We start from the raw sequence: 26523 nt of genomic DNA, 5'->3' as shown, positions 1-26523 counted from the left end.
CAGGCGCACGTTAACAGGCACACATCCTGATGAGTCGTTCTTTCCCAGGCCAGAAGACCGGATAGAGCCTGCCGGGCGGCGACTAAAGCCGCCGATGCCGGATGAACCTGAGTGGGCTCCGCCGTTCCTGTTCATATTGCTCGATTCGCAGGGCAAGGTGTTACTGGGCGGCGGAAAATATGAATATGGAGAATTTGTGCCGGTGTCGGACCGTTTGGGAGTGGCTCCCATTATGCTGGAAAATCAGGTACTGGCATTGGCGATTCCTCAGGGCAAGCCCAATTTATCAGCGATAGACCGGAATTATCTGGCGATAATCAGGGAAGCGCTGATATATGCATTTGTTATTGCCGGCACGCTGGCGATTTTTCTCGGCTTTCTGTTCAGCAAACGCTTAAGCAAGTCGCTTCATGAACTGACAACGGCTATCAGAGCCATGAGCCAAGGAGAACTTCGCCAAACGGTGACAGTGCATGGCAAGGATGAAACAGCTATCCTTGCGGAAGCATTTAATCGTATGAGTGCTGATCTTGCCCAGGCTTATGGGAAACTGGAGGAGTCCAACTGCACCATTAGCGAGCAGGCTTTGCTTTTAAAGGAGCTGAGCATCCGCGATGAATTGACTCAACTCTATAATCGCCGCTATTTTAATGAACAGGCGAATAAGCTTTTCAACCAGATGAAACGGTATAAGCATCCATTGAGTTTTATGATCGGCGATATTGATCATTTTAAGCAGGTAAACGACAAGTTTTCTCACGCCATCGGTGATGAAGTGCTGAAAGCAGTTGCCGGCATATTGAATGACGGCATACGCGCAAGCGATGTTGTTGCCCGTTATGGCGGTGAAGAATTTGTCGTTATTTTTCCTGAAACGCCGTTGATACGCGCAGCGGAACAGTGCGAAAGGCTACGTAAAAGTATTGAAAATTTCCCTTGGTCAACCATACATCCTGAGCTTCAGGTTACTATAAGCATAGGCCTGAACGACGATCTTAGCTTTGACGGTTTTGAACAGATGCTGGCAGTAGCCGATAATAATCTTTTTCAAGCAAAAGCCGACGGCAGAAACCGGCTTTGTTATCAATCGTCGGTGGATTTGGAGCTTCAATAAGAGGGTAAATAAATTCGTGTAACCGCTTATTTTCAGCAACGTAGCTTGGGTTGCATCTTCTCGCAACTCAGCGCATTCGGACGGAATACCCACTGCTTCCCTGACAGCCCAATAAGGGTAACCGGCGAAACATAACCACGTTAAAAAAATAGATGGCTCCGAATGTGTAATCTCGGCGATACTGCGTGTGAATATTTTAATTGTTTTGATGTATCTGAATGTCGGCATAAACAAGTTTGCCCAATGTGACTCAATAATAATAATCGACAATAAGGAATAAAATGAATAAGAAAATTTTAATGTTTACCGCGGCCTTATGCATCGGCTTATCGGCATGTGGTGGAGAGAAGAATAATGGATTCCAGGTTAAATCAGCTTTCATTAATAACTGTATAAAACAGGAAAGTTCCACTCGCTCTGCAGAACAAGCCAAATCTTACTGCGATTGTGCGGCGGATTCAGTGTTTAGCAATAGTAATATTTCCGATGAAACAAAAAATCTGATGCCTACTATGAGTGATAAGGACAGTCAGCTCTATAAACAAAGCGATATTGCAACGGTTAGAGGGCTGCTTATGTCCTGCTACACTAAAAAGTTCTATAAAAAATAAGCCTGAAAAAACGATGTAGTTCATAGGATGGGCAGAGGCACGAAGCCCATCCACAATCGTGAACGATGGACTTCCAGCGCTAGCCCGTCCTATCTTAACGCTGTGCTCATTCGAAGCGTTTAGTTTTTCATCTGGATAAGGCGCATCGCGCACCATTTGCGAGTACCAGAATGACCATAATATCCCAAAGGGCAATGTATTCTATGTATTAAGATTTCCAGTTGGGTAGGGTATGCTGTGCGCATTATTAGAGTGTTAAGTTTTCACAATAATTAATCTCTCACATAAAAACATATGAAACCTATCTCAAATACTGCTTTTTACTGCTACGGAGTTCGCAGGCAAGATGCTGAGTACGACAAATCTGTTTGTCAGGATATTTATCTAAAGATTTTATGATCATCCTGGCTATTGGTAATACCTTAGCACCATTGAGTTATCTTTTAGCCCCAACTTATCGCCAAAGAAATTAGCACCGTATTCAAGCCGCCCGTTACACGGAATGACCGCTACCTTAATGTCATGGCGTCATTGATTGAGAAAACCTCAACGCATATAGTGTTACAGGCCGAGGTCAGAAATAAAAAGGAAAACTGGCAACCGGAGGGGCAGAGTAAATTGCGTTTTTATCGAAAAAAGGAAGCAGCAGGCGTGACAGGCCATGTAATCAAGCTAAAGCTAGTGGAACAGGTTGTATTTCAAGTATAAAGTAAAAAACCTTATTCCTTGGCTGGCGGCGGCGTTGTCTCCGTGCTTGCTTCATCGCCCACATTATGCAGAATCTCTTGCTCGGTTTTTTTATTCATAACAATGATCGAAATTCGTCTGTTAATTGGGTCCAGTGGCTCTGCGGTGGGAGTGTAGGGAACACTGGACGATAATCCGATAACTCTTAAAATCTTTTCTTCAGAAAGTCCGCCTTGAGTTAATTCATATCGAGCGGCATTGGCCCGGTCGGCAGAAAGTTCCCAGTTGGTGTATTTTTTTTGATTTGGCGGGAAAGGTCGGGCATCAGTATGGCCATTTAGACTGACTTTATTGGGCAGTTCGTTGATAGCTGGCGCCAAAGCTCTCAAAATCAACTTGATTTGCGGCTCGGTTTCCGCGCTGGCCAGTTTATACATGGGCCTGTTCTGGGCATCGACGATTAGGATTCGCAGGCCTTCGGAGGTTATCTCCAGTTTGATTTGCTCTTTGAACTCGTTTAAGTCCGAGGTCGAATCTATTTTATCCTGGATTTTTTGCTTTAGGTTTTCAAGTTTCTCCTTCTCAAGTTCTTCGGCTTGGTGTTCAATTTCCTCTGGCGTAATCTCTACCTCTTCAGCTGTCTTGCCTTTGTCGACTTGGCCTAGGTCCTGCGAGGTAATATCTGAGCCGCCGGCTTGAATAATGCTGGTCCGGTCTCCGACATCCAAGCCTCTTTCTTCTTTAGATGCCTTAAAAGGATCTTGAAAGTATTCGGCAATGCCTTTGCGTTCCGGTTCGCTGGTTGTTCCCAATAGCCACATCAGTAAAAAGAAGGCCATCATGGCGGTAACAAAATCCGCGTAAGCCAATTTCCAGGCGCCTCCATGATGAGCATGGCCGCCTTTTTTTACTTTTTTTATGATGATCGGTTGTTGGTCGGACATTTTTAAAATTAACCTTTATTGGCTCTCAGCTGTTCTTCCAATTCCTGAAAGCCGGGGCGCATTGCGGAAGCAATCATGGTGCGCATATATTCCGCGGTCATAGCGGGGGATACGCCCTTGGCGCAACATAACAAGCCTTTTTGGGCGCATTTGAAGACGTTGCTCGACGCTTCGACGCGTTCTGCCATTACCGCCGAGACAGGGCCGATATAGCCATAGGCCAATAAAATACCCAGGAAGGTTCCTACCAGAGCCGCGGCAATCAATTTGCCCAGTTCGGATGGAGGAATGCCGACTGATTCCATGGTATGTACGACACCTAGTACGGCCGCGACAATCCCAAAAGCCGGTAAACCGTCAGCGATATTCTGCACAGCTTTAATGGGCGCATGGGCTTCTTCATGATGGGTTTCGAGTTCCTGATCCATCAGTTCCTCCAGCGCATAGACCTCAACCCCGGTAACGATCAATCGTAGGTTGTCGCAGATGAACTCCAATAAATGGTGATCAGCGAGAATTCTGGGTGTAAAAACCGGACTGCTTTTCGGGTCGTCGATAATGCTTTCCAGCGATAATAAGCCTTCCTTGCGTGTTTTAGTGGTAATGGCATAGAAGCACAGCAGCAGCTCAAGATAATAGTCTTTAGTGTATGGTGAGCCTTTTAAGGTAGCGGTAGCTTGGCTAACAGCGGATTTTATAACCGTCATGGAGTTCCCGCAGATGAAAGCACCTAAAGCAGCACCAATAATAATAACAAATTCAAAGGGCTGAAAAAGAACGCCGGGGTGTCCGCCGCCGCCGATAAATCCGCCCATAATTGCTATGGAGAGAACCAAATATCCAACAATAACTAACATGTATTCCCTTTTGTGATTGGTTTATATTGAAATAATTAAATGAAACGTACACGTCAATATTAAGCAATGAACAGTGCATGATTATATATTGGTCAGCACAAAACTGATTTTTTAAATCTTGGCTTTTCCTATTCCCTATTAATAATCTTGAGGATATTTTAACTTGATTTTGAGACGCAAGGGCTAATCTTTCGTTGCATATGATGAATCCAGCCACATAAAAACATCGCGAACACTAACAGCAGTACTGAAAAAAAGTTTGCTTTGGATTTACAAGTATAGATTAATCAGACGCTGTCGCCTGCGTAGACTGAATTTCCTTGGGCATTTATCACGCCTTTCTAACGCCGCGTAATAGCCGGAAAATTGAAATTGGTAGTGATAGTGTAGATGGATGGGTACGGCGGATACTGAAAAGCATCGCTTGTACGCCTGTGAGATTTGCGCAGAAGGATGGGAATTAAGTCTAGAGAATTACAGTGCAATGCTGCCGTTCATTACCTACATCCATGTAGGTAATGTCTCTAGCTAACGGTTGAAGTTATTTATTAAGCAGTTTACGGGCACGATCAATAATCGTTTGCCGATTAATGATCAGTACATAGCTTAATAATCCCAGTATCAAGCCGAACATCAAATTGCCGAATGCAGAGCTTTCCTCTTCTGCTGCCGGAGTTGTCGGCGCCCATTGGGGTTGTACGTTTTGTACAGCCACTTTAGAAGGCTGATAGGCGGCTTTCAGGTCAGGCAGACCTAAGCTGCGCCATTCATCATAATCCTGCCAGATAGGATAATTGCGTTTCCAGAGTCCTTTGGTGAAATAGGGCGCAAGACTCATGCCGTGCGATTTGGGTATGCCTTTTTCATCAAGGAAGCCATCGTAGACAACCAGGCTGATGTCGCCGCCTTCACCCACGCCGTCGGTAGTGAACGCTTTTTCGACATGGTCATGGAACATCCAGATACCTTGTCCAAAGCTATTCAAACCATCATCCGCACCATTTAATTCCAGGTCAACACGTTGCGCAGGCACCATGCCATGCACATCACGCTGGATATATGAGCCAGGGCCGTTATCGACACCATCATAGTGAGTGATAATCGGCTTGTGACCGTGGATATGCACAGCCATGGCTTCGGTATGGCCATTCAGAATTCTCAGTTTAACTTTCTCATCCTGTTTCATCTCAATCAGCGATTCCCTTAATGTGTAAGGGAACGAACGGCCATTGAGCATGAAATAGTCATCTTTGGCATCGGTCGTGTCGTATTCCATATTCATGTGCTTGGCAATCAGCCGTGGATCGTTGGCTGACCGGGCGACAAGCTCATGTAACTCTTTATCCGCCGATTGATAATGCAAGTCATATTCCCTTGCATATTTTTCCAGCACGGCTACCGATGGATGGCGAACTTGGCCGGCACCGACATTAAGCGTTTGCGGCCAGTTGTTGGGGCGGTTTTCCTCAACGATAAAAATGCCCTGCAAGCCCATTGGAATATGGGTGTGCGGCTGAACATGGCAATGATAATACATGGTGCCCGGTTGGCGCGGCTTAATCACATAGGTTTTGCTTTGCCCCGGCATGGTGTCCATGTTGCTGGTTTGTCCAACGCCGTCATTACCGCTACCGCCATGATCCATGAATGGATGATCGATACCATGCAAGTGTATGGAATGCGGCAAATAATGGGTGTTTTCCAGAACCAGCCAGACTACGTCATCCTGTTCGACACGAATGACCGGAGACGGTGCGCGCAGCAATGGATTGGCGACCGGTTCATAAATGCTCAGCGTCGACATATCGCGGGTTTTTGGGGCAAAGACCCAAAAAGTCGGTTGGATGCCCGGCGCGATATCGAAAGTCGTGGTTGGGTCTTTCATATCCGGTGAATGACCGTTCAGTTCGGCAACTTCAAGTTTGATAATAATTTTATCAGGGTCGCCGTCGCCGTCGACATCATCAGACATGGTAATGGCGTCCGCAGCGAGCTGAGTCTCCATCAGTGTTGACATGGAAATGCCATTGGTACCTTTCACAAATGCGGCAATATCCGCTGGATTGTCGGGATTGCAGAGGCGTGAAGCCTGGATCTTAACGCCATCAATGGTTTGCTCTTTCCGCCATTCCGGATCAGTAAAGTCGGAACATACCTCTTCTACCGGTCCCAGTTCTACCTTGGCCGTTGGGGGCAAATCACTGGCCGCTTGACTCCAAGGATGCGCAAGGAGCAGAGTGGCACCGCACATGAAGGTTAGAAAATTTTTATGCATACAACGACCTCAAAAAATACTACTAAATAAAATCACGCACCGCTTACTTAAAGCGGAGGTTCTTTAACCAGACCATTTTAACTGAATATCAAGGAAAATTCATTTTTAACGTTAGAATAAGATTAAATTATAAATTACAGATTTTATGGCTATGTGGGAACGCCATCGTTAACCAAACAGTCAGTAATTTCTTGCAGATAAGGTAGAGCAAATGAATTCCCAGACAAAAACTTGCGGGCTCGATAGCCTGATCTTCGATAACCGCTTTATCCGTGAATTGCCCGCCGATCCGCAGACAGCCAATACTCGCCGGCAGGTATTCGGTGCCTGTTATTCGCGGGTGATGCCGGCTCAAGTTGCCAATCCGCAACTGGTCGCTTATTCCAGAGAAGTTGCAGAACTGCTGGATTTGAGTCCGGAAGACTGCGAATCCGATGATTTTACCCAAGTGTTTGTCGGTAACCGCCTGTTACCCGGCATGGACCCTTATGCAACCTGTTACGGCGGTCACCAGTTCGGCGTCTGGGCGGGGCAGCTCGGTGACGGTCGCGCGATCAATCTGGGTGAAACGGTCAATCGACGAGGCGAACATTGGACGTTGCAGCTGAAAGGCGCAGGCGAAACGCCTTACTCAAGGACTGCTGACGGTTTGGCGGTGCTGCGTTCCTCGGTGCGCGAGTTTTTATGCAGCGAAGCCATGTATCATCTGGGCGTGCCGACTACGCGGGCATTGAGCCTGATATTGACCGGTGAAGAAGTTATCAGGGACATGTTTTACAACGGCAATCCCCGGCCTGAACCGGGCGCTGTCGTTTGCCGGGTTGCGCCATCGTTTACCCGCTTTGGTAATTTCCAGATTTTTGCCGCCCGAGGCGAGATTGACTTGTTGAAAAAGCTGGTCGATTTTACGATTCGCACCGACTTTCCGCATTTAGGCGAGCCGTCCCTGGACGTTTATCTTAGATGGTTTGAAGAAGTCTGCCGCAGAACGGCGGATATGATCGTGCACTGGCAGCGGGTCGGCTTTGTTCATGGCGTGATGAATACCGACAACATGTCGATACTCGGACTCACCATAGACTACGGCCCTTACGGCTGGCTGGAAAATTACGACCCTGGCTGGACGCCGAACACCACCGACTCGGCGGAGCGCAGATACCGTTTCGGCAATCAGCCGCAAATCGCGTTCTGGAACCTGGGGCAGCTGGCTAATGCGATTTATCCGCTGATAGAGCAGGTCGAACCCCTGCAACAGGCAATCAACAGCTACGTGGAAACCTTTGAGCCGGGTTGGCAAGCCATGGTCGCCGCCAAGCTGGGGCTTAATGTCTATGATCCGGCAACCGATGACGCACTAAATACCGAGTTGCTGATTCTGCTGCAATTGGTTGAAACGGACATGACCATTTTTTATCGCAAGCTTGCGCAGTTGGTCATGGATGCTGAACTCAGCAATGACGCCCTCATGGCACCGCTAATGGATGCCTATTATGTGCCGGAGCAATTAACCGATGAATACAAGACGCGTCTTGGCAACTGGCTTAAATCTTACATAAAGCGGGTGCAAAGTTCCGGTATAGCCGATGCCGAACGAATCAAAATCATGAATGCCGCCAACCCAAAATACGTGCTGAGAAATTACCTGGCGCAACTGGCGATCGATAAGGCAGAGCAGGGCGATTTTTCTATGGTTAGCGAGCTGCTGGAACTGTTGCGCCATCCCTACGACGAACAGCCAAGCAAAGAAGGATTCGCCTCAAAACGCCCCGATTGGGCAAGGCAGCGGCCGGGTTGTTCGATGTTGTCGTGCAGCTCTTAATCGTGCCGTACCTATCGTAGCAGGCGGGAAAGCTTTGCTTGTCCGCCCATAATTCACTACAATCTTGCAGGCCAAGCCCTTACCCACGCGGTTTAAAATTTTAAACTTATGTTGATAAATGGCCGTCATGCCACGTTGTCTCTTGGAATTAAATTATAGTTTTAACCGATAAAACCGACGGCCTGACTGCATGCACGTAGTTGGCGATTCTCCCTTGCTCTATTTCCTGTCCCTGCTATAAAAGTTCACTGGCATCGTCTAGCCGATAGCCATACTCATCAGGAATCACCATGCGCATTTGTCTATGTTTCGATGCTCCCAAGTCGGAAGTAAAAAGGCCATTAGAGACGCGATTTATCAGGCGCCGCGAGAGCGTTTTATTAATTGGTTGTCAGAGCTGCAAGTGGGTTCCGTACTGGTAATGTACGGAGGGTTCTAAAAACCTATTGTGGACTAAATTAGTGCGGAGTTCTCTCCAGCGGGACAGGAAGCGTATACTTGTGCGGATTCTCAATCCCCAGATTGGGAATCTCAAAGGCGACGCAGGAGCAAATATTTGTCCGTGCGGTCGTAGCTTTGCGAAACAGTTATCTGGATTCTGTCGACAATGCTCGGGACAGATTTCCAAAATAGAATCCCTAGGCTTGAGCTTGGGAACTACCAAAACTTAATAATAATAAAACGAATATTTCGGTTCGAAAGATGGGGTTTAAATGAAAGTAAATATGCCGGTAACTAACCAAGAAATCCAGATGAAAAAAGGAGGATTGCTGGTTTCACGAACCGATTTAAAAGGCGCCATTACTTACGTCAATGATGAGTTTGTCGCTATCAGCGGTTTTACCCGCGATGAACTGATAGGCGCAAATCATAATATTGTCCGGCATCCTGACATGCCGTCAGCCGCTTTTGAAGATTTATGGATGAACTTAAAAGCGCTTAGGCCTTGGAATGGCATAGTAAAAAACAGGACCAAATCCGGCGACCATTATTGGGTGGACGCGAATGCAATGCCGGTGTTTAAAAATGGCAAGGTTCATGAATACCTTTCCGTTCGGCGCGCGCCAAGCCGGGAAAAGATTGAAAAGGCAGAGCAGCTATATAAGCTGCTGAATGCAAAGAAAGCGACAATAAGGCCTACCGGTTTAGCCGCAATGGTCAGTTCCATTAAAGAAATGGACGTCTGGAAAAAAATGGCATTTGCACTGGCGCTGCTTTTGGGTCCCGTCCTTTATTTAATGTATCAGTTGTTCTTATCGCAGGATTATCCGCTATTAGCGGGTGTTGCCGTATCAGTAACGGTTGCGTCGGCGATAGTGTTCAATGTGGTTCAGAACTTCACCAGGATGTTAAATAAAACCATCGGTGTTTTTTATCGTCTGGCCGAGAAAAGGTTTGGCAATGTGCAGGATTTAAGCCGGAATGACCTGATCGGTGATTTTCAGCGCGCCTTGTATTCAATGGAAATAAATTTGAGCCTGGATCTGGCGCAATCCAGGGACGATGCCTCGGAAGCTAAACGTATTAACCAGGCGCTGGATAATGTCAGGTCCGGTGTAATGGTAGCCAATAATAATCTTGAAATTATTTATCTGAACGACAGTGTCCTGGAAATGTTCAAGAAAGCGGAAAGCGATATTCGTAAACAGTTGCCGGGCTTTGATGCCGGTAAACTGATGGGCGCAAGCATCGACAGCTTTCACAAGGATCCCGCTCATCAACGACGCCTGTTGGAAAGCTTAAAGGAAGCATATAGCGCAGAGTTGATTGTTGGAGGGCAACATATTAATGTTATTGCCAGCCCCGTGATTAACGACGAGGGTGAACGCATCGGTTTTGTTGCCGAATGGCAAAACAGGACACAGGATATAAGAATCGAACAAGAGATTGCGCAATTAGTGCAGGGTGTTAAGGCGGGCGACCTGAGTACGCGCATTAATATGGACGATAAACATGGGTTTGCCAAAATGTTGTCGTCCGGCATCAATGAATTAACGGATGTTATAGAAAGCGCCTTTAATGATATCAATAGAGTGATGGAAAATATGTCTCAAGGCGATTTAACCAGTTCCATTACCACTGAATATGAAGGCGTTTACGCTGAATGCAAGAATAATATTAATAGCACCTTAGCGAAGCTCAGTGAGTTTATTATTCAAATCAGGGATGTGGCTGATTTTATAGATAGTTCGTCGCAGGAAATGGCCAGCGGTAATAACAATCTGTCGCATAGAGCCGAACAGCAAGCGGCCAATCTGGAGGAAACCGCCGCCAGCATGGAACAGCTTGCCAGTACCGTAAGACATAATGCAGATAACACGCAGCAGGCAAATCGGGTTGTCAATGCCGCAAGCCAGTTAGCGCAAAAAGGCGGCGAGGTAGTTAAGTCAGCAATAGTTGCGATGCAGGATATTAACGACAGCAGCAATGAGATTGCCGAGATCATTAGCGTGATCGATGAAATCGCCTTCCAAACTAACCTGCTGGCGCTGAATGCGTCTGTGGAAGCCGCCAGGGCGGGAGAGCAGGGCCGTGGGTTTTCGGTTGTCGCAACCGAAGTTCGTAATCTGGCTCAACGAAGTGCCGTTGCGGCCAAACAAAGCAGTGATTTAATCCAAAACAGTGTGCAAAAAGTCCGTGCAGGCACGGCATTTGTCAATGAGACAGGCGCGGCACTCACTGAAATCGTCAACAGTGTTGCACAAGTAGGGGAAATAGTTTCTCAAATTGCAAATGCCAGCGCAGAGCAGACGGCGGGTATTGATCAGGTCAATCAGGCGGTTTCTCAAATGGATGATATTACTCAGCAAAATGCAGCTTTAGCCGAACAAGCGGCAGCGGGCAGTATTGCCATGAGTGAGCAATCTACGGACATGACGAAGTTGCTCAGTTTCTTTGCAGTAAATTCTAAGATAGGGGCTTCGGCACCCGTTAAAGTAATCGAGCGTAGTAAAAAAGCGCCGACAGCATCAGTCCCGGCGCCCGCAGCTTATAACAAGCCGAAACGCGATAATAGCGAGTGGGAAGAGTTTTAATCTGAGATTGGAGCGTTAAATCAGTATAAATTCGATTAACTGCGTAACTTCAGCTATTGATTTATTTTGTGCCGCCTAAAAATGCCTGCTGATGCTGCTCCAGGCGCAGCTTCCGCTCCTCGGCAATTGCTCCTGCACTATCTGCATTTTCCGCATCCCTGTGGGTCATGCAGGAGGTACGACCCCAAGGATGGGGGAGGTAGAATGCGTCGGGAACAGCAATCGAGAGCGCCAACAGTAGGCGCTCTAGGCGCAGCTTCCGCTCCTGCTCACGCTAAGTACCTACATCCCTGTAGGCAATGCAGGAGCAGTTGCCAAGGAGCAAATATCTGTCCGTGTAGGTGTAGGCAAGGCAGAGAAACGACTGGATCATTTCCTGTCCATGCACTCGTAAAGCGCTGTTTAAGCAGGGTTAGCGTTTCAAGTTATCTCCAACTACGGACTAACTTGATCCTTTCCATTTTTGCTTCCGCGCTTTTTTCTTGGCTTCTCTTTGTTCGCGAATAATCACCAGTTCGGTCAGTTCCTTTTCCATCATGGCGGGTGTTTCCAGGCTGATTCTGCCGATGGTTCCGGCACGCAATTCAGCCAGCAGAATTTTGGATACTTTATCCATCTCGATATGTCCGCCTGAGCGCAGGCAGCCGCGTTTTTTGCCGATAGCTTCCATCAGCTGTTGCTCTTTTTCCGGGAGCGGCTCCAGTTGATAGCGGGCTTGCAGTAAATCCGGGTAATGCTGTAGCAGGAATTCGGCGGCGAAAAAAGCGACATCCTCATGGCTGATGGCGGTATCCTTGATCGCGCCGGTGGTCGCCAGCCGGTAGCCGCTGTTCTTGTTTTCGACGTTGGGCCACAGCATGCCGGGCGTGTCTAAAAGAATAATGCCTTGGCCGATGTCGATGCGTTGCTGGGTCTTGGTGACGGCCGGCTCGTTTCCGGTTTTAGCGATGATTCTTCCGGCCAAGATGTTGATCAATGTGGATTTTCCGACATTGGGTATGCCCATGATCAGCGTGTGGATAGGTTTGTCGCTGCTGGCTTTATTGGGCAGCATTTTATGGCACAGGTCGGGCAGCTGGCGCATTTTTTCTGGATGTTCGGTGGTCAGCGCCAGGGTTTTTACGCCTTGCTCCCGCTCCAGATAGGTTTGCCATTGCTGCGTAACATCAGGATCGGCAAGGTCGCTCTTGCTGAGTACTTTGATGCAGGGCTTGTCGCCGCGCAAGTCAGCAAGCATCGGGTTTTGGCTGCTGAACGGGATGCGCGCGTCCAGGATTTCGATGATCAGGTCAACCTGGGGCAGGATTTCTTTGACCTCTTTGCTGGCCTTGTGCATATGGCCGGGGTACCACTGGATAAGCATGATATATTTAAATTTAGTAGTGTTATGTGTAACGCGTAAAATAGACACACAAGATACCAGATTGCAGCCGCAAAATGCAGATTTATCAAACTATTAACTTTGCCATCAAGCATTAAATATCAAGCCTATGAAAGAAACACCCATATCAAGCAGCTTTTACGCCTATTTATCACGATTAAGATGGATTAAGCGCTGGGGGCTAAAGCGCAATGCGCATGCTGAAAATGTCATGGAGCACAGTTGGGAGGTGTCGGTTATTGCGCACACGCTGGCTTTGATTAAAAACCGTTATTACCAGGGAAATGTCGATGCCAACGCCGTTGCGGCGGCGGCCTTGTATCATGATGTTACCGAAGTCATTACCGGCGATTTGCCGACGCCCATCAAATACCACTCCGAAGAAATCAGTGCGGCCTACAAGCAGATCGAAAGGCAGGCGGAGAAAGAATTGCTGGCTCTATTGCCGGCAGAGTTGCAGGCTGATTTTCAGGCGCTGATTCATCACGATAAAATGCCGCCGGAGCATGTGCAGATTATTAAGGCCGCAGATAAAATATCGGCCTATCTCAAATGCCAGGCTGAACTAAAAGCCGGTAATTCAGAGTTTGAAACCGCTGCCGAGCAATTGGCTCTAATTATCGGCGCATCGGAACAACCGGAAGTTGCCTTTTTTATGCAGACGTTTGCGCCCAGTTGCGGATTGACGCTGGATGGATTGATGAAAACCTATTGAAGCGGCTAGTAAAGTGGGTTTTTAGTCGGGGTATCTCACGTTATAATGCTCTCATCTATAAAAAACCGAAGGCAAAATAATTGGCGAAGCTGTTAGAACTGCCTAAGCTTGTGTGAAAAATGAAACAGATTAGTAAGTACTATGGAGAAGTTGTGAATCACAGATACACCATTGAACAAGCCAGGATATTGCTGGATATTTTAAAATACCATAATGCATCGACCATGTTGCCTTCGTTTCATCAGGTAAAGCAGGAAACGCTTGATGAGGCATTGGATAAATTGCGCTTGGAGTTGTCCGAATTTATTGCAACGGATGACGGGCTTGGTTTTATCGTTCCGACCCGGGATGAGAAAGGCTTGATTTAGATTGATTAGCCAAACGCTATTTGTTTAAAACCGCATCGCATAACGCAGGCAGTGCGAGCGGCCCCGGTTTTTTTGCTGCGGGAACCGGCTTTTTAGCTTCTTCTGAAAACCACCATGCCAGCGAGGCGTCGCAACCATCGCTTTCAGGAAGCGGCTCCTGTCCAGTACAGTCTTTGTTGTTCAGCGGGCATTTGAGCCGTACATGAAAGTGATCATCATGCCCCCACCACGGCCGCACTTTTCTCAGCCAGTCGTGGGCGGATTTACGTGTGCACAATAGGCGCTTGACGCTGGGATTGACGAAGATTCGGTCTACTTCGGGTCTGCGTGCCACGGTCTCAAGGATTTTTTCATGAGCCGCCGACCACTGGCGATCATCAATGGCATCCGACTTGGCGACCAGAACCGAGGGCGAACTCCAGTGCTCGCGTTCATTAAACGCCAGGCTCCGGGTTGCGGCCTGCTGTGAAAGCAGGTACCAGATATCGACGTCGAGCCCGGTTTGATGACTGCGGTGGCCGCTTGGGGTCGGCCCGCCACGCGCTTGACCCAAATCGCCAATCAGCAAAACGCCCCAGTGCCGTGAATGGGCGGTATGGCCTATGCTCTCGATAAAGCGAATCAAGTCCGGATGACCATAAGACCGTCCACGGCTAGGGCGCATCAATTGGTAGCCTGTGCCGTTTTGAGGTAGCTGTGCTGCACCGCTTAAACAACCGGCGGTATAAGAACCAATGCTTTGGGCGCTGTCGCCGATTTGTGCGGATTGTTTGATTATCGCCCAGTTGTTGTCGACAGGGGATGAAAAGCATTCGGAAAAAATGCCCAGCAATAGGATGAATATCGAAAATTTCATTTTAGAATGTAGGGCGGCCGGATGAGTCGGCCGCCCGTTGTCAGGTTTATTTCTTGTCGGGCGCTGATAAGTTCAGGAAGTGTTTGGAATTATCAGTAACAGGGGCTGCGCCGGGACGAGTGCTGACATTTGTCGGTGCAGCGGTGTTTGCTTTCACAGCATCCGTGCCCTCTGTCGTAGCCTCATCTTCCAATTGAAGTTCATCTTCTTCAGGGACATTGCCGTCATGAACCAGATACTCGCGGCGTTGTTGATACGCATTTTTTATAAAGGAATAGCGGTCGACGGAGGCTTCATCAACGATCTTTTCGGTTGGTATCAAGTCGGCGCGGGTATCGGTGACATCAACCGCTTTGGCTCCCGCATTGACCGCACTGATAGCAGCTCCGCCACCGGCAACTGCAAAAGTATAGGTGAGCGGGTTTAATAAAGCATCGCCAATGGCTCCCACGGCTTCTCTGGGTGAGCTGGCTCCAAAAAACGGCAATACCAGATAATTGCCCGATGGCACGCCCCAGAAGCCTAGGGTCTGGCCGAAGTCTTCATTATGCTTGGGCAGATCAATCATTTTTGCCACATCGATAAAGCCGGCAACGCCAACCGTGGTGTTAATCAGAAAGCGGCTGGCATCCATACCGCCTTGGGTCATTTTAAGTTGCAACAAATCATTGACGGTTACCCCGATGTCATTCATGTTGCTGAAGAAATTGGTTATGCCGTCATTAACGAATTGCGGGGTTATTGCCAAGTAGCCTTTTGCTATGGGCTTTAAAACAGCCTTGTCCACATCGTCATTAAATTCTTGAGTGCCGCGATTCCAACCTTCCCAGTCATCCTTGTCGTCAGATTTTGGGGTGGTGGCACAACCCGCAATCACGCTTGATAGAACCAGGCTACTCACTAATAAACGAGTGTTGATGAAGGATTTTTGCATGCTCATGGATTATCTCTATCTACTTAGTTTTGGTGGGGTTGGAAGCTTGTATCGAACAATTCTTATATTAATCTTAAATTATACCAGACACAGGCATTAAAAAGCCTCACTGATTTTGCATTTGCCGGAGTATCCAGTGTTGCCGCTTAAGTAAATAGCTCGACGGCTGAGCCGCTCGCAGCAGGATTGGGTTAGGCAAGGTTGCGGCCAATAATGCCGCTTGAGATCGGCTGATTTGATTGGCATGGATGCCAAAATAGTGTTGGCTGGCGGCTTCTATGCCAAACAGATGGTCGCCGAATTCAGCAATATTCAAGTAAACCACCAGTATCCGCTCTTTACTCCATAACATCTCGATCAATACCGTGAACCAGACCTCCAGTCCCTTGCGGATAAAGCTTTTTGACGGCGTTAAAAATAAATTTTTAGCGACTTGCTGGGAAATGGTACTCGCGCCCCTAAGCCGTCCGCCATCCATATAGGTGTCGATAGACGATTGAATGGAATGTAAATCAAACCCTGAGTGTTGGAAAAATCGCTGGTCTTCAGCTGCGATAACGGCCGAAGCGGCGTAAGGCGATATTTTTTTTGCGCCGGTCCAGCTATATTTAATCGTCCTGAACGCGCCGTCGTCCTTTAAGTCTTCAAAATGCCGATACACCATAAACGCCGACGTAGGCGCAGGCAACCAACGTAACAATACGCACAGGCCGATTGATGAAGCCAGAAAGGTAACCAGCAAATAAAGCATGGTTTTCCGCAGTATTGCCTTGATGGATAATGAGGAAAGCTTTTTGCGGCTGGAATAATGGGGTCGTCTTGCCAAGGTACTGGGATTATGAATGGTGGGGGGCAGCTTTAAGATTTTGCGCTGTTATTATGTATATGATAAAGCCTTTACCCAAGCTTGAATAGCCTCAGACAATTCCGCCGGAATTTGCTGAAAGCCGAGTATATAATGACAACTCTTCGCACAGATTCGACTTAACCGTATGAAACTCCGATCCACTCTGATTGCTGCTCTTTTGCTGCCCATTACCCTAAGCGGTTGTATGCCGATGACTTATCCGCTTGGCGTAAAAAACAGTGCGGCTCAACTTGGCGAGAACATTTTCCTCACTGAAGACGGGGCAAGTCTGCCATTGCGTCATTGGTTGCCGAAAACCGAACCGCGTGCGGTCATTATCGCGCTGCATGGGTTTAACGACTACAGCCGTTTTTTCGATATGCCGGGAGCCTATTTCAGCAAACAGGGCATTGCCTGTTTCGCTTATGATCAACGCGGTTTCGGCTTGGCGCCAAAGCGCGGGTTATGGGCCGGAGCAGAGACCTATAGCAAAGATTTACAGGCTTTGGTGCGGCTGGTCAAACAGCGCTACCCGAAACGCCCGGTTTATTTGCTCGGAGAAAGCATGGGCGGTGCGGTAGTCATCACCGCCATGAGCCGTAGCGATATGCCGGAAGTTGCCGGCATTATCCTCGCCGCTCCTGCGTTATGGGCCCGGTCAACCATGCCCTGGTATCAAACCAGCTTGCTTTGGACGTTGGCGCACAGCTTGCCCTGGCTGACTTTGACAGGGGAGGGCGTACACGTGGTGGCATCGGATAATACCGACATGCTCCGCGCACTGGGCCGCGATCCGTTGGTTATCAAGTCAACCCGTGTGGAAACGGTGTACGGGTTAACCGACTTGATGGATGCGGCATTTAGCAGCGCGTCATTACTACGCGGGAATACCCTGATGCTGTACGGCGAAAAGGATGAAATTATTCCCAAGGAGCCGACTTACGCGTTCTTGCAGCGGTTTCTTGAGACCAATTCGACAGCGACAACCGTAGCGATTTACCAACACGGTTACCACATGCTGCTGCGCGATTTGCAAGCTCCTACCACATGGAAAGACATAGAAGCCTGGATTAACGTCAACCCGGCTAAACTCCCGTCAGGCGCGGATAATCGGGCTCGGCAATTATTAAGCAGCCGTTAACGCTAAGCGCCTGATTCGCCGTATCTCTTCTGAATCATATCCTGTTGTTGGCTATCTTTTGGAAGGCCTCTGTATCATTTGAGCACTTCAGCCGGGCTTTAAGCCTGGAGGCAGATGAAACAGTTCATCATGTGTGCGACACCGCACCGACTCTAACAAGCTTTCCCAATATAGTACTTATTAACTTGCATCGGCATGGCTTTAAACTGCATGTTTGAATGTAAGCCAAAGTCAATGGGCTGGTTTTTCCTTGAAGCCGTTTGTTAAAACCGCTAGACCGTCAGCCTAGTCGTCGCCTGCGATAACAGATTTTATAGGGCAACAGCGGATTAATTGCACGCTCATTACCGATACCATCGTCAGATAAAGTGAATCAGCATTCATTGATTCAAGGATAAAGCAGGCTAAGCGCCACTTAATTACATTGAAAAGAACACTTAACTTTTAAGGAGATCGCTATGTGTACACGAATATTATTAGTTATGTTCACTTTAACGGGCGGAGTATTGATGGCCGGCAGTGTCCAAGCCGTACAAAATGATGCCATCTATTTGGCTGCCGGCACGTCGGAAAATACCAAACGTAATGTTCGGGATAAGGACGACACTACCTTAACTCCGGAAGATCAAAAAGAAACAGAAAGTGACATCAAAGTCACGGCTGACATACGTAAAGTCGTGACCGATGATGATTCGCTGTCGGTCAATGCGCACAATGCAAAAATCATCACCCGTAACGGGGTAGTAACCTTGCGCGGACCTGTTGATAGCCAAGCTGAAAGCATGAGATTGCAACAAATCGCCACACAGACGCCTGGCGTAATGCGGGTAGATAATCAACTTGAAGTTAAAGCGCCATAAGGCCTGGGAGAATGTCATGACTAAAGCAGTTTTTGGTATCGCTCAAAGCGTCGATCAGGCAGAAACCATTGTTTCTGAGCTGAAGGCAGCCGGTTTTTCAAATAATGACGTATCGGTGTTGTTTCCGGACAAATCCACTACCAGGGATTTTGCCCATGAAAAGCACACCAAGATGCCGGAAGGCGCCGCTATCGGTGGAACAGTAGGTTTAGGCACTGGCGCTGTGCTCGGATGGCTGGCCGGAATAGGTTCTCTGGCTATTCCAGGAGTGGGTCCGCTGATCGCGGCAGGCCCAATTATGGGAGCATTGAGCGGTGCGGCAGTAGGCGCCGCCACCGGAAGTTTATCCGGAGGCTTGATCGGGCTTGGAATTCCTGAATATGAGGCCAAGCGTTATGAAGAAAAAATCAGGGGAGGCAACACCTTGATTTCCGTTCATACCGATAACAGTGACGAACGTGACAAGGCGAAAAAAATCTTCGAGCGGGCTCATGCGGAAGATATCTCTTCGACTGAGGAAGAGTCGGTTAAACATTGAGTTTGATGGCGCTATTACTTGTAATTAAGAAATAATTCGAGAGGAGTTTTATCATGCATAACATTGACACAATCGACAAACTGCTGAAGGATGAATTGGCAGCCAAAGAAACTTATCAACAGGTATTGGATAAGTTTCGGGAAGATGCCTCGCTCGGCTCAGCAGACTATTTACAGCCTATCTATGAAGACCATAAAGAAGCTGTTTCCAGCTTACAGGAACGGGCCGTTCAATTGGGAGGAACGCCCACTGAGGACTCAGGAGTCTGGGGTACTTGGTCGGAGATAGTCCAGGGCGGCGCAAATTTGTTGGGTCAAAAAGCCGCATTGATGGCTTTGCAGCAAGGCGAAAAAACCGGCGCAGATGATTATGAAGAAGCGCTGCAAGATCCCGATCTGCCGGCAGATGTGCGCTCATTGATAGAAACAAAGTTGCTGCCCGCTCAACAATCGCATATACGCACTTTGGATCGGCTTTATGATGCGGCTGCCTAAATCTCCAGCCTTAGCAGCACATTAAGTTAACAATAAGCCGTCGTTCCGGCAGGGATTGCCGGAACCCAGATACCCCGAAAAGCCGAGGCTTGTCCTGTGCTATGAATGCCAACAGAGGTTTAGCAGGTAGTTCGTACTGCGACAGCTAAATCCCCATCTACGACAGTGAGAGTATCTGCGCGTTTGCCTTAAGTTGTCTTGAGAATAGATGGCCGGTCATAAAATTTGAATTACATAAGCCAAATTAAAAACTCGGCTGATTTATGGAGTTGGGGTTCTCTATTTCGATCCTGCAAACTAATATCCAGGAGCTTAAACATGCTTTCAACAGTACCTGATGTGGTTTTTAAAACACGTGTCCGCGATGAAAGTGTCGGCGGCGACAATCCGTTTCGCTGGCAGGATGTCAGCACCGATGATATTTTTAAGGGAAAAAAAGTTGTGGTCTTTTCTCTTCCGGGCGCCTTCACCCCTACCTGTTCAAGCCAGCATTTGCCTGGATACGATGCCAAGTATCAACAACTCATTGACCTGGGAATTGATGAAGTTTATTGCGTCAGCGTTAATGATGCCTTTGTCATGTACCAATGGGCCAAACATCTGGGCATCAAGCATGTAAAAATGCTGCCCGACGGAAATGGCGATTTTACCCGCGCATTGAATATGCTGGTAAAAAAAGAAAACCTGGGTTTTGGCTCCCGCTCCTGGCGTTATTCAATGCTTGTCGATGATAAAAAGATTATCAAAATATTCAGCGAGCCGGGCCAGGTTGATAATTGCCCCGATGATCCATTTGCTGTAAGCGATGTTGATACCATGCTGGATTACTTACAACATAACAAATAAAACGCATTGCCGGATTTAGTTACAAACCAGGAGTTTTATGACTCAATATAACTACGACTTGTTTGTAATTGGTGCAGGTTCGGGTGGAATACGCACGGCGCGTATGGCGTCGGGTTATGGCATCAAGGTAGCCATTGCCGAAGAGCGGTATTTAGGCGGCACCTGCGTCAATGTGGGATGTGTGCCTAAAAAGCTATTAGTCTATGCCTCCCAATTCAAAGACCACTTTCAGGCGGCATCAGGTTATGGTTGGACGGTTGGCAAATCAACTTTCAGTTGGCCCAGTTTGATCCAGAATAAAAATCAGGAAATAGGGCGGCTGCAAGCTGTCTACGGCAACCAGCTGCAACAGTCGGGCGCCGAAATCATCACGGGCAGGGCGCATTTGCTTGACGCTCATACCGTTGTTGTCGATAAGCAGAAATACAGCGCCGAACGCATCGTTATTGCCACCGGGGGCTGGCCGTCTGTCCCGGATATACCCGGTAAACAACATGTTCTCACCTCGAATGAAATGTTTTTCCTCACGCAACTGCCTAAAAGTATCGTTATCGTTGGCGGCGGCTATATTGCGGTGGAATTTGCCAGCATTCTTCATGGCTTTGGGGTAAATATCACGCTTTGTCATCGCGGGCACAAACTGCTTCGCGGTTTTGACGAGGATATACGTGATTTTATGGTCCATGAAATGACCAGAAAAGGCGTTAATGTCCTGCTTAATACCGATATTGAAGCCATCGAAAGCAAAGCCGATTGCTTTGCGGCGCGGCTTATCGACGGCAGTAAAGTCAATACCGATAGGGTGATGTATGCCACGGGCAGAACGCCGAATTCAACCGGATTCGGTCTGGAGGCGCTTGGCGTTGAGCTGGACAGTGAAGGCGCCATCAAAGTCAATGCGGACTATCAAACCAATGTGCCGTCAATTTATGCATTAGGCGATGTGACTAACCGGGTCAACCTGACGCCGGTAGCCTTGGCCGAGGGCATGGCTTTGGTGAATAAGTTATACGGTGATCAATCGGGCTCGGTAGATTACGATATGATTCCCACGGCTGTTTTTTGCCAGCCTAATATCGGTACTGTAGGCCTGACCGAAGCACAGGCGCGCGAAAAATATCCGGACATCGACGTTTATAAAACCCGTTTCACACCGATGAAAAACACCCTCTCCGGTATCGATGAAAAAAGCTTGGTGAAGATGATCGTGGTTCGCAATACTGATCGGGTTGTCGGCATGCACATGGTAGGGTCGGATGCCCCGGAAATTATTCAAGGCATGGCGGTTGCCATTCGAGCCGGTGCGACCAAGGCGATCTTTGACTCTACAATCGGCGTGCACCCAACTGCCGCTGAAGAATTTGTGACACTGCGTGAAGCCGTATCTTAAACAACCCGGTAGATAGGTTAAAAATGATATGAATACGGAAGCGTTAACAATTCGTGTGGAATGCTATTCCAGTTATCAGGGCGAAGAAACACCGAGACGCTTCTTCATGGGTAATAAAGCTGTTGAAATTGAACAGGTAATCGATCGATGGTTAGCTCCCGAACACCGGTATTTTAAAGTGCGCGGAGACGGAAACGATATTTACATACTACGGCACGATGAATTAGCCCAGCAATGGGAGCTGACAATGCTTCAGAGCGGGAAATACGGCGGTAGCCCATTGTCCTCAACTTGAAATCGACCCACCGCTAATGGCTAAATCAGCCAAGGCTTTAATTTTCAAAAGGTGCCCCAATAATAGGGACGTGAAGTTGATAGAAGCAACGTTTAGAATTTAAAATCAGATCCGCACAAGCCAAGCTCAGGTTGTTTAACTGGGTCGAAATGCAGCGTTGGATACTGAAGACTCAATTAATGCTGATGGGGAGTTAAAAACAATGCCCGGACTATTACGCAACGTGCTCGGTTTTATCATATTGGTTGCAACGATTGGTCTTGCAACCTGTCAATCATTGGTTAAGGCAGAGCCACCCAGTTCCGCTTATTCTGCTGCAACTTTTTCAGCTAACCGCTCGCAGGCAGAATAATGGACCAATTAGAGAAACTTAAACAGTCCGTCTCGGATACCCTGCAACCCTATTCCCCGCGAGGCTTGCTGCTGTATTTCCTGCCGATTGCGCTGATTCCGGCGACGTTTATCGCCTTGGGAAAAGGCCATGTGCTGGATGTTCTGGTTAACGCCGCCGGTTTTGCACTGTATATGGTGGCTGGCTGGTGCTTACGCAAAGGGCTGCAAGCCGAGTACGTTTACGGCCGAAGCCGGATTGCCGGCCGCCCGAAGCCGTTAAAAACGATAGCCGCCATCATCACCACGCTGGCAACCGGAATGATCGCCTGGCTGGGTGCGGGACATTCGCTGCCGGTGGCGTTGACGTTTGCCGGCGGGGCCTTTCTGGGCATGTATTTCAGTTACGGCTTCGATCCCCGCGATGAAAAGAGAATAACCGCTGCCTATGGCTATTCCGGAGATGAGATCCGGCAAGCCCTTGAGAATTCAGCGCGCACTATCCGCAATATCGAGCGGGCTAACGAACGGATCCGGAACGCCGAGTTAAATAAGCGTCTCGAACGCATTTGCGAAGCGGCCGACAATATCCTTGCGGACATTGCCGCCGATCCGCGCGATTACCGGCGTGCACGCAAGTTTCTTAATGTCTATCTGGACGGCGTCCTGCAAGTGACGCAAGGCTACGCCAAATCCCACCAGCAAACCCATTCCGGGGAGCTGGAACAGAATTTCCGCAATGTGCTGGATACGATCGAGACAGTATTTCAGGAGCAGCGTCAAAAACTACTGGAAGAAGATGTTTTTGACCTGGATGTAAAAATTGAAGTTTTAAATACGCAGCTCAAACGGGAAGGCATTCTTTGACGCCCTTACACAACAGAGGTTTTAAACATGAGTGAACAGCCAACATCCTCGACGAGGCAAACAATGACCGGCACGGCCGATAATTCAGGGACCAAAGAAATCGTTCCCGGCGTCAAAGCTGAAATGCCCCCGCTTGCCGAGGTGTCGGCGGAGAGGAAGCAACTTGTCCAGAAATTGCTAAATGAAATTGACGTCAGCAATACCCAGTCAGTCATTTTCTTCGGCAGCAAGGCGCAGGAACAGTTGACCACGATTTCGGACCGCATGCTGGATGGGGTTAAAAATAAGGAAATCGGGCCGGCTGGCGATGACCTGAATGAAATGGTGGCGACGATACGCGGTTTCGAGGTCGATAATCTCGATCCGAACAAACAGCAGGGCTTTTTCGACCGCTTGATGGGCAAGGCCAAACCGGTGGTCAAGTTTTTACAACAATATGAAGAAGTGCGCAAACAGATTGATATGATCACCGACAAGCTGGAGCGGCACAAGACCAGCCTACTGACCGACATTACATCATTAGACCGTCTTTATCAGGCCAACCTGGATTACTTCCATATGCTGGAAGATTACATCGCCGCCGGTGAGGAAAAGCTGCGCCAGCTCGATGAAGTCATCATTCCCGAGCAGGAGAGGCAGGTCGGCACGACCAATGAGGTCATCGCCGCGCAAAACCTGCGTGACCTGCGCGCCGCTCGCGATGATCTGGAGCGGCGCGTGCACGACCTGCGCCTGACCCGGCAGGTATCGATGCAAAGTCTGCCGACTATTCGGCTAGTGCAGGAAAACGATAAAGGGCTGGTCAACAAGATCAATTCGACCATCGTCAACACCGTCCCGCTGTGGCGTCAGCAACTGGCGACCGCGGTGACTATCTACCGCTCGTCGCAGGCGGCGGAAACGGTCAAGGCCGCGACCGACCTGACCAATGAGCTGCTGGCCGCGAACGCTGAAAGTCTGAAGCAGGCCAATGCCGAGACCCGCAGACAGCTGGAGCGGGGCGTGTTCGATATCGAAACGGTCAAAAAAGCCAATGATGCGTTGATCGCGACGATCGAGGAAAGTCTACAGATCGCTGACCAGGGTAAGAAGATGCGCAGAGAAGCCGTCGTGCAACTTGAGCAATGCGAAACAGAATTGCGCAAAACGCTGGCTTCGGCGCAGGCAAAGTCGACCGGCTAAGGCTGTTTTTTCAACAGATTCGTTCTGGCATTGTGGTTATGGTTTTTTAGCGTCTGTCGTATCAGAAGGATCGGTTTTTTGTTGACCTTCTTTTTGTTCTTTCGGTTCGATAGCCGTTGGATGAGTCCCTGAACGGCTGCGGGCTTGTTCAATTAATCCTTTGCAATCGCTGTCCTCGCCTAGGCCCAACTCGATAAACGGGATAATCGCGGCCACTGGGCTAAGAAAAGCTCCCAGCACTACAGCGCCAGCGGTGCGTGCTGCCAGTTGTTTAGGATCGAGCCCGATATCCGGCTGCTTCAAGCGGCCAGTAACTGTAATAGGAGTACGGACGCTGCCGATACTAAAATCTTTTGGATGGCTCTCTACTTCGGCATCTATAGTTTCGTCTTTTAGATTAATGCGTGCATCCCCTTCTATATTCGAATCCGTTGTGTCGAACACAAAAATCTCCGAGGTCAATAGTCCGTCATCCACCTTGAAGTCACCGATTGCACAGCGAATATCGGTAGACTTGTCTTTACCTAAAAGTAGGGGAGTGGCTTGGCCTAAGTCAAGCCCCGCTGCTTCTACAACAAGTAAACTGATTTTGCCGCCCGACATCAACAAGCTAATACGGCCATTGCTTGTTGCCAAAACTTCGGCGAGGGAACGGCCGTTGCCTTTTATTTTAAATTGGCCGCCGAAATGCCCTGCTGCCAAAGATTCAAATTTTGGATCGGTGAAGAACTGTTTCAGGCTTAAACGCTTGATCAATAGATCCGATTGAACTTGCGGAACATCTTTCTGCCCGTCCAGTACAAGACTGCCGCTGATGGTTCCATCGGCAATCCCGAAATTAAACGGTTCCAGTCGCAATACGCCTTTTTGCAGATTAAAGCCTATGTCGAGATCGTTGAACGGGAATCTTGTCCCGGTGATTTTTTTGCCCTTAAAGCGTGCTTCCATATCGGTGGCGCGCAGTCGGGTTAAGTCGATAGGAACATCCGGCAATAAATGAGGACTGGCTTTTTCAAGTTCCGCCTGGGCTTTTTGTTCCGGGGACAAGGTTCCCTCCGAAGGTGTAGCGCCGATGAAACCGGCAAGATCGTCCATTTGAAGGAGCTGCGAGACCAGATTGGCTTTTACAAAACCGGGTTCACGTTTAGTATCGTAAGATAAGTCGCCGGACAGATCGCTATCTCCGACCTGTCCTTTGAACTTTTGAAATTTCCAGGTCTCATCCTGCTTTTGCAAACGGCCGCTTAATTTATAGGGCGGCGTTGGCGGCAGCGGTATCTGCGTTAGATGGAACAGGTCGGCGAGATTGTTGCCTTGTAAATTAAGCTGCGCATTCATGCCTGACATTTTCGCCGGGTCAGAGATAGTGCCTTCCATGTCGATGCGGGTACTGCCCATTTTAAGATTAAAGGTAAGCGGATAGGGTTTCTCTGTGTCGCGCAATGTGGAGATAGATCCTCCCGTAGCCTGAAGGCTGAACGGCTGGTCTTGCAGAATGCCTTGTCCGGATAGTTTGTACATATCCTTTTTAGACTCCAGTTCGCTGCCTTGAGCCGTATCGATATCCAGCTTGACGGCCAGCTTTTTAGGATGATCCCGGTAGGTTAACTTGCCTTCATCCACTGTTAGCAAGCCGATGACGGGGAAATCGCTACGGTCATCGGGCGATTTATCCCCGGTTGGAAAATCCCAGTTTTTTTTAGTGGCGGAAAATTCCTCCAGGACAATTTTGGGCTTGGTGAAATTGAGTTTGGGTAAATTCAGTTCTGCCTTTAGCAGTTTCCAAATTTTGATTTGAAAATCGATCTCGTCGATTGCGACCATATTAGGATTCTTGCTCTCGGAAAGATTCGCAATCCGTACCTTACCGATAGATACTTGTGGCGTCGTCCAGTCCCAATCAATATCGATAGCGCCTTCGATCGCGAACTCGCGGCCCAGCGCGGCACTTCCAGTCTTGTTAATGATATTGCGCAGCCAATCGCCGGGCATAAGAAACAGGGCGGCAAAACCAGCAAGAGTCAAAGCCAGGAGAGTTATACCGACCCAGCGGAGAATTGCTTTTAGAGAGGTCGAAATTGACTTGGTATTAGGCATATCAATAATCCCTATCAGAGAGGATAGCGGTTACGAATAA

Annotated in this window: 24 protein-coding genes; 16 read left to right on the top strand and 8 right to left on the bottom strand. The window is 48.4% G+C overall.

Annotated elements, in window-relative coordinates; all coding sequences use genetic code 11:
- Both M0R47_RS16235 and M0R47_RS16230 read left to right on the top strand, forming a co-directional pair.
- Positions 1-1114: diguanylate cyclase (locus M0R47_RS16235; protein WP_292556693.1), on the top strand; the 1114-nt coding region annotated here is incomplete at its 5' end.
- Positions 1115-1395: 281 nt separating this feature from the next.
- Positions 1396-1725: a hypothetical protein gene (locus tag M0R47_RS16230; RefSeq protein WP_292556692.1), complete on the top strand. Its 330-nt coding sequence runs from the start codon at positions 1396-1398 to the stop codon at positions 1723-1725.
- Positions 1726-2444: 719 nt separating this feature from the next.
- Here M0R47_RS16230 and motB read toward each other — a convergent pair.
- The 3 genes from motB to M0R47_RS16215 all read right to left on the bottom strand — a co-directional run bounded on the left by motB (position 2445) and on the right by M0R47_RS16215 (position 6488).
- A complete protein-coding gene (gene motB / locus M0R47_RS16225) occupies positions 2445-3356 on the bottom strand; it encodes a flagellar motor protein MotB (RefSeq protein WP_292556690.1) in 912 nt (303 codons plus the stop codon).
- An 8-nt stretch (positions 3357-3364) separates the two neighbouring features.
- On the bottom strand, positions 3365-4213 hold the full coding sequence (gene motA, locus M0R47_RS16220) for a flagellar motor stator protein MotA (protein WP_292556688.1): 849 nt from the start codon (positions 4211-4213) through the stop codon (positions 3365-3367).
- Positions 4214-4754: 541 nt separating this feature from the next.
- Complete coding sequence (locus M0R47_RS16215; RefSeq protein ID WP_292556686.1) at positions 4755-6488, bottom strand: multicopper oxidase domain-containing protein; 1734 nt, start codon at positions 6486-6488, stop codon at positions 4755-4757.
- Between the two features lie 211 nt (positions 6489-6699).
- Here M0R47_RS16215 and M0R47_RS16210 point away from each other — a divergent pair, with 211 nt between their 5' ends.
- A complete protein-coding gene (locus M0R47_RS16210) occupies positions 6700-8307 on the top strand; it encodes a protein adenylyltransferase SelO (RefSeq protein ID WP_292556684.1) in 1608 nt (535 codons plus the stop codon).
- A 713-nt stretch (positions 8308-9020) separates the two neighbouring features.
- Positions 9021-11342 (top strand): methyl-accepting chemotaxis protein, encoded by a 2322-nt coding sequence (locus tag M0R47_RS16205; protein ID WP_292556682.1) that lies wholly within the window; start codon positions 9021-9023, stop codon positions 11340-11342.
- Between the two features lie 442 nt (positions 11343-11784).
- Here M0R47_RS16205 and ylqF read toward each other — a convergent pair whose 3' ends face one another.
- Positions 11785-12705 (bottom strand): ribosome biogenesis GTPase YlqF, encoded by a 921-nt coding sequence (gene ylqF, locus M0R47_RS16200; protein WP_292556680.1) that lies wholly within the window; start codon positions 12703-12705, stop codon positions 11785-11787.
- A gap of 127 nt (positions 12706-12832) precedes the next feature.
- Here ylqF and yfbR point away from each other — a divergent pair, with 127 nt between their 5' ends.
- On the top strand, positions 12833-13438 hold the full coding sequence (gene yfbR, locus M0R47_RS16195; protein ID WP_292556678.1) for a 5'-deoxynucleotidase: 606 nt from the start codon (positions 12833-12835) through the stop codon (positions 13436-13438).
- Positions 13439-13590: 152 nt separating this feature from the next.
- Complete coding sequence (locus M0R47_RS16190) at positions 13591-13806, top strand: hypothetical protein (protein WP_292556676.1); 216 nt, start codon at positions 13591-13593, stop codon at positions 13804-13806.
- Between the two features lie 16 nt (positions 13807-13822).
- Here M0R47_RS16190 and mepA read toward each other — a convergent pair whose 3' ends face one another.
- The 3 genes from mepA to mtgA all read right to left on the bottom strand — a co-directional run bounded on the left by mepA (position 13823) and on the right by mtgA (position 16347).
- Complete coding sequence (mepA, locus tag M0R47_RS16185) at positions 13823-14662, bottom strand: penicillin-insensitive murein endopeptidase (RefSeq protein WP_292556674.1); 840 nt, start codon at positions 14660-14662, stop codon at positions 13823-13825.
- Positions 14663-14708: 46 nt separating this feature from the next.
- Entirely contained in the window at positions 14709-15602 is an 894-nt protein-coding gene (locus tag M0R47_RS16180; protein ID WP_292556672.1) for a VacJ family lipoprotein, read from the bottom strand.
- 100 nt (positions 15603-15702) lie between these two features.
- A complete protein-coding gene (gene mtgA / locus M0R47_RS16175; RefSeq protein WP_292556670.1) occupies positions 15703-16347 on the bottom strand; it encodes a monofunctional biosynthetic peptidoglycan transglycosylase in 645 nt (214 codons plus the stop codon).
- Positions 16348-16648: 301 nt separating this feature from the next.
- On the opposite strand from mtgA, the gene M0R47_RS16170 reads away from it, so the two are divergent.
- From M0R47_RS16170 to M0R47_RS16125, 10 genes are all read left to right on the top strand, one after another.
- Entirely contained in the window at positions 16649-17584 is a 936-nt protein-coding gene (locus tag M0R47_RS16170) for an alpha/beta hydrolase (protein ID WP_292556695.1), read from the top strand.
- 458 nt (positions 17585-18042) lie between these two features.
- Entirely contained in the window at positions 18043-18444 is a 402-nt protein-coding gene (locus tag M0R47_RS16165) for a BON domain-containing protein (protein WP_292556669.1), read from the top strand.
- A 16-nt stretch (positions 18445-18460) separates the two neighbouring features.
- Positions 18461-18982 carry a hypothetical protein gene (locus M0R47_RS16160; protein ID WP_292556666.1) on the top strand — a complete coding sequence of 174 codons (522 nt, stop codon included), beginning with the start codon at positions 18461-18463 and terminating at the stop codon, positions 18980-18982.
- Between the two features lie 53 nt (positions 18983-19035).
- Complete coding sequence (locus M0R47_RS16155; protein WP_292556665.1) at positions 19036-19476, top strand: DUF2383 domain-containing protein; 441 nt, start codon at positions 19036-19038, stop codon at positions 19474-19476.
- Positions 19477-19794: 318 nt separating this feature from the next.
- Positions 19795-20322, top strand: coding sequence for a peroxiredoxin (locus M0R47_RS16150; RefSeq protein ID WP_292556663.1), 528 nt, complete (start codon positions 19795-19797; stop codon positions 20320-20322).
- Positions 20323-20359: 37 nt separating this feature from the next.
- The gene (gene gorA / locus M0R47_RS16145) at positions 20360-21712 is read left to right on the top strand and encodes a glutathione-disulfide reductase (protein ID WP_292556661.1); all 1353 of its coding nucleotides are present in this window, start codon (positions 20360-20362) and stop codon (positions 21710-21712) included.
- Positions 21713-21740: 28 nt separating this feature from the next.
- Positions 21741-22007, top strand: coding sequence for a hypothetical protein (locus M0R47_RS16140; protein WP_292556660.1), 267 nt, complete (start codon positions 21741-21743; stop codon positions 22005-22007).
- A gap of 157 nt (positions 22008-22164) precedes the next feature.
- A complete protein-coding gene (locus M0R47_RS16135; protein WP_292556659.1) occupies positions 22165-22359 on the top strand; it encodes a hypothetical protein in 195 nt (64 codons plus the stop codon).
- Positions 22359-23204, top strand: coding sequence for a 5-bromo-4-chloroindolyl phosphate hydrolysis family protein (locus M0R47_RS16130; RefSeq protein ID WP_292556658.1), 846 nt, complete (start codon positions 22359-22361; stop codon positions 23202-23204). Before M0R47_RS16135 ends, M0R47_RS16130 begins: the two co-directional genes overlap by 1 nt.
- A gap of 27 nt (positions 23205-23231) precedes the next feature.
- A complete protein-coding gene (locus M0R47_RS16125) occupies positions 23232-24386 on the top strand; it encodes a toxic anion resistance protein (RefSeq protein ID WP_292556657.1) in 1155 nt (384 codons plus the stop codon).
- 36 nt (positions 24387-24422) lie between these two features.
- Here M0R47_RS16125 and M0R47_RS16120 read toward each other — a convergent pair whose 3' ends face one another.
- Positions 24423-26483 (bottom strand): AsmA family protein, encoded by a 2061-nt coding sequence (locus tag M0R47_RS16120; protein ID WP_292556655.1) that lies wholly within the window; start codon positions 26481-26483, stop codon positions 24423-24425.
- Between the last annotated feature and the right edge of the window lie 40 nt (positions 26484-26523).

This window comes from Methylobacter sp., assembly GCF_023227905.1.
GTDB lineage: Bacteria > Pseudomonadota > Gammaproteobacteria > Methylococcales > Methylomonadaceae > Methylobacter_A.
Note: the sequence above shows the minus strand (reverse complement) of the source record. Positions and strands in the feature narration are given on the sequence as shown.

Coding starts and splice junctions, on each gene's coding strand:
- M0R47_RS16230 (WP_292556692.1), top strand. CDS start 1,396: ATGAATAAGAAAATTTTAATGTTTACCGCGGCCTTATGCATCGGCTTA.
- motB (WP_292556690.1), bottom strand. CDS start 3,356: ATGTCCGACCAACAACCGATCATCATAAAAAAAGTAAAAAAAGGCGGC.
- motA (WP_292556688.1), bottom strand. CDS start 4,213: ATGTTAGTTATTGTTGGATATTTGGTTCTCTCCATAGCAATTATGGGC.
- M0R47_RS16215 (WP_292556686.1), bottom strand. CDS start 6,488: ATGCATAAAAATTTTCTAACCTTCATGTGCGGTGCCACTCTGCTCCTT.
- M0R47_RS16210 (WP_292556684.1), top strand. CDS start 6,700: ATGAATTCCCAGACAAAAACTTGCGGGCTCGATAGCCTGATCTTCGAT.
- M0R47_RS16205 (WP_292556682.1), top strand. CDS start 9,021: ATGAAAGTAAATATGCCGGTAACTAACCAAGAAATCCAGATGAAAAAA.
- ylqF (WP_292556680.1), bottom strand. CDS start 12,705: ATGCTTATCCAGTGGTACCCCGGCCATATGCACAAGGCCAGCAAAGAG.
- yfbR (WP_292556678.1), top strand. CDS start 12,833: ATGAAAGAAACACCCATATCAAGCAGCTTTTACGCCTATTTATCACGA.
- mepA (WP_292556674.1), bottom strand. CDS start 14,662: ATGAAATTTTCGATATTCATCCTATTGCTGGGCATTTTTTCCGAATGC.
- M0R47_RS16180 (WP_292556672.1), bottom strand. CDS start 15,602: ATGAGCATGCAAAAATCCTTCATCAACACTCGTTTATTAGTGAGTAGC.
- mtgA (WP_292556670.1), bottom strand. CDS start 16,347: ATGCTTTATTTGCTGGTTACCTTTCTGGCTTCATCAATCGGCCTGTGC.
- M0R47_RS16170 (WP_292556695.1), top strand. CDS start 16,649: ATGCCGATGACTTATCCGCTTGGCGTAAAAAACAGTGCGGCTCAACTT.
- M0R47_RS16165 (WP_292556669.1), top strand. CDS start 18,043: ATGTGTACACGAATATTATTAGTTATGTTCACTTTAACGGGCGGAGTA.
- M0R47_RS16160 (WP_292556666.1), top strand. CDS start 18,461: ATGACTAAAGCAGTTTTTGGTATCGCTCAAAGCGTCGATCAGGCAGAA.
- M0R47_RS16155 (WP_292556665.1), top strand. CDS start 19,036: ATGCATAACATTGACACAATCGACAAACTGCTGAAGGATGAATTGGCA.
- M0R47_RS16150 (WP_292556663.1), top strand. CDS start 19,795: ATGCTTTCAACAGTACCTGATGTGGTTTTTAAAACACGTGTCCGCGAT.
- gorA (WP_292556661.1), top strand. CDS start 20,360: ATGACTCAATATAACTACGACTTGTTTGTAATTGGTGCAGGTTCGGGT.
- M0R47_RS16140 (WP_292556660.1), top strand. CDS start 21,741: ATGAATACGGAAGCGTTAACAATTCGTGTGGAATGCTATTCCAGTTAT.
- M0R47_RS16130 (WP_292556658.1), top strand. CDS start 22,359: ATGGACCAATTAGAGAAACTTAAACAGTCCGTCTCGGATACCCTGCAA.
- M0R47_RS16125 (WP_292556657.1), top strand. CDS start 23,232: ATGAGTGAACAGCCAACATCCTCGACGAGGCAAACAATGACCGGCACG.
- M0R47_RS16120 (WP_292556655.1), bottom strand. CDS start 26,483: ATGCCTAATACCAAGTCAATTTCGACCTCTCTAAAAGCAATTCTCCGC.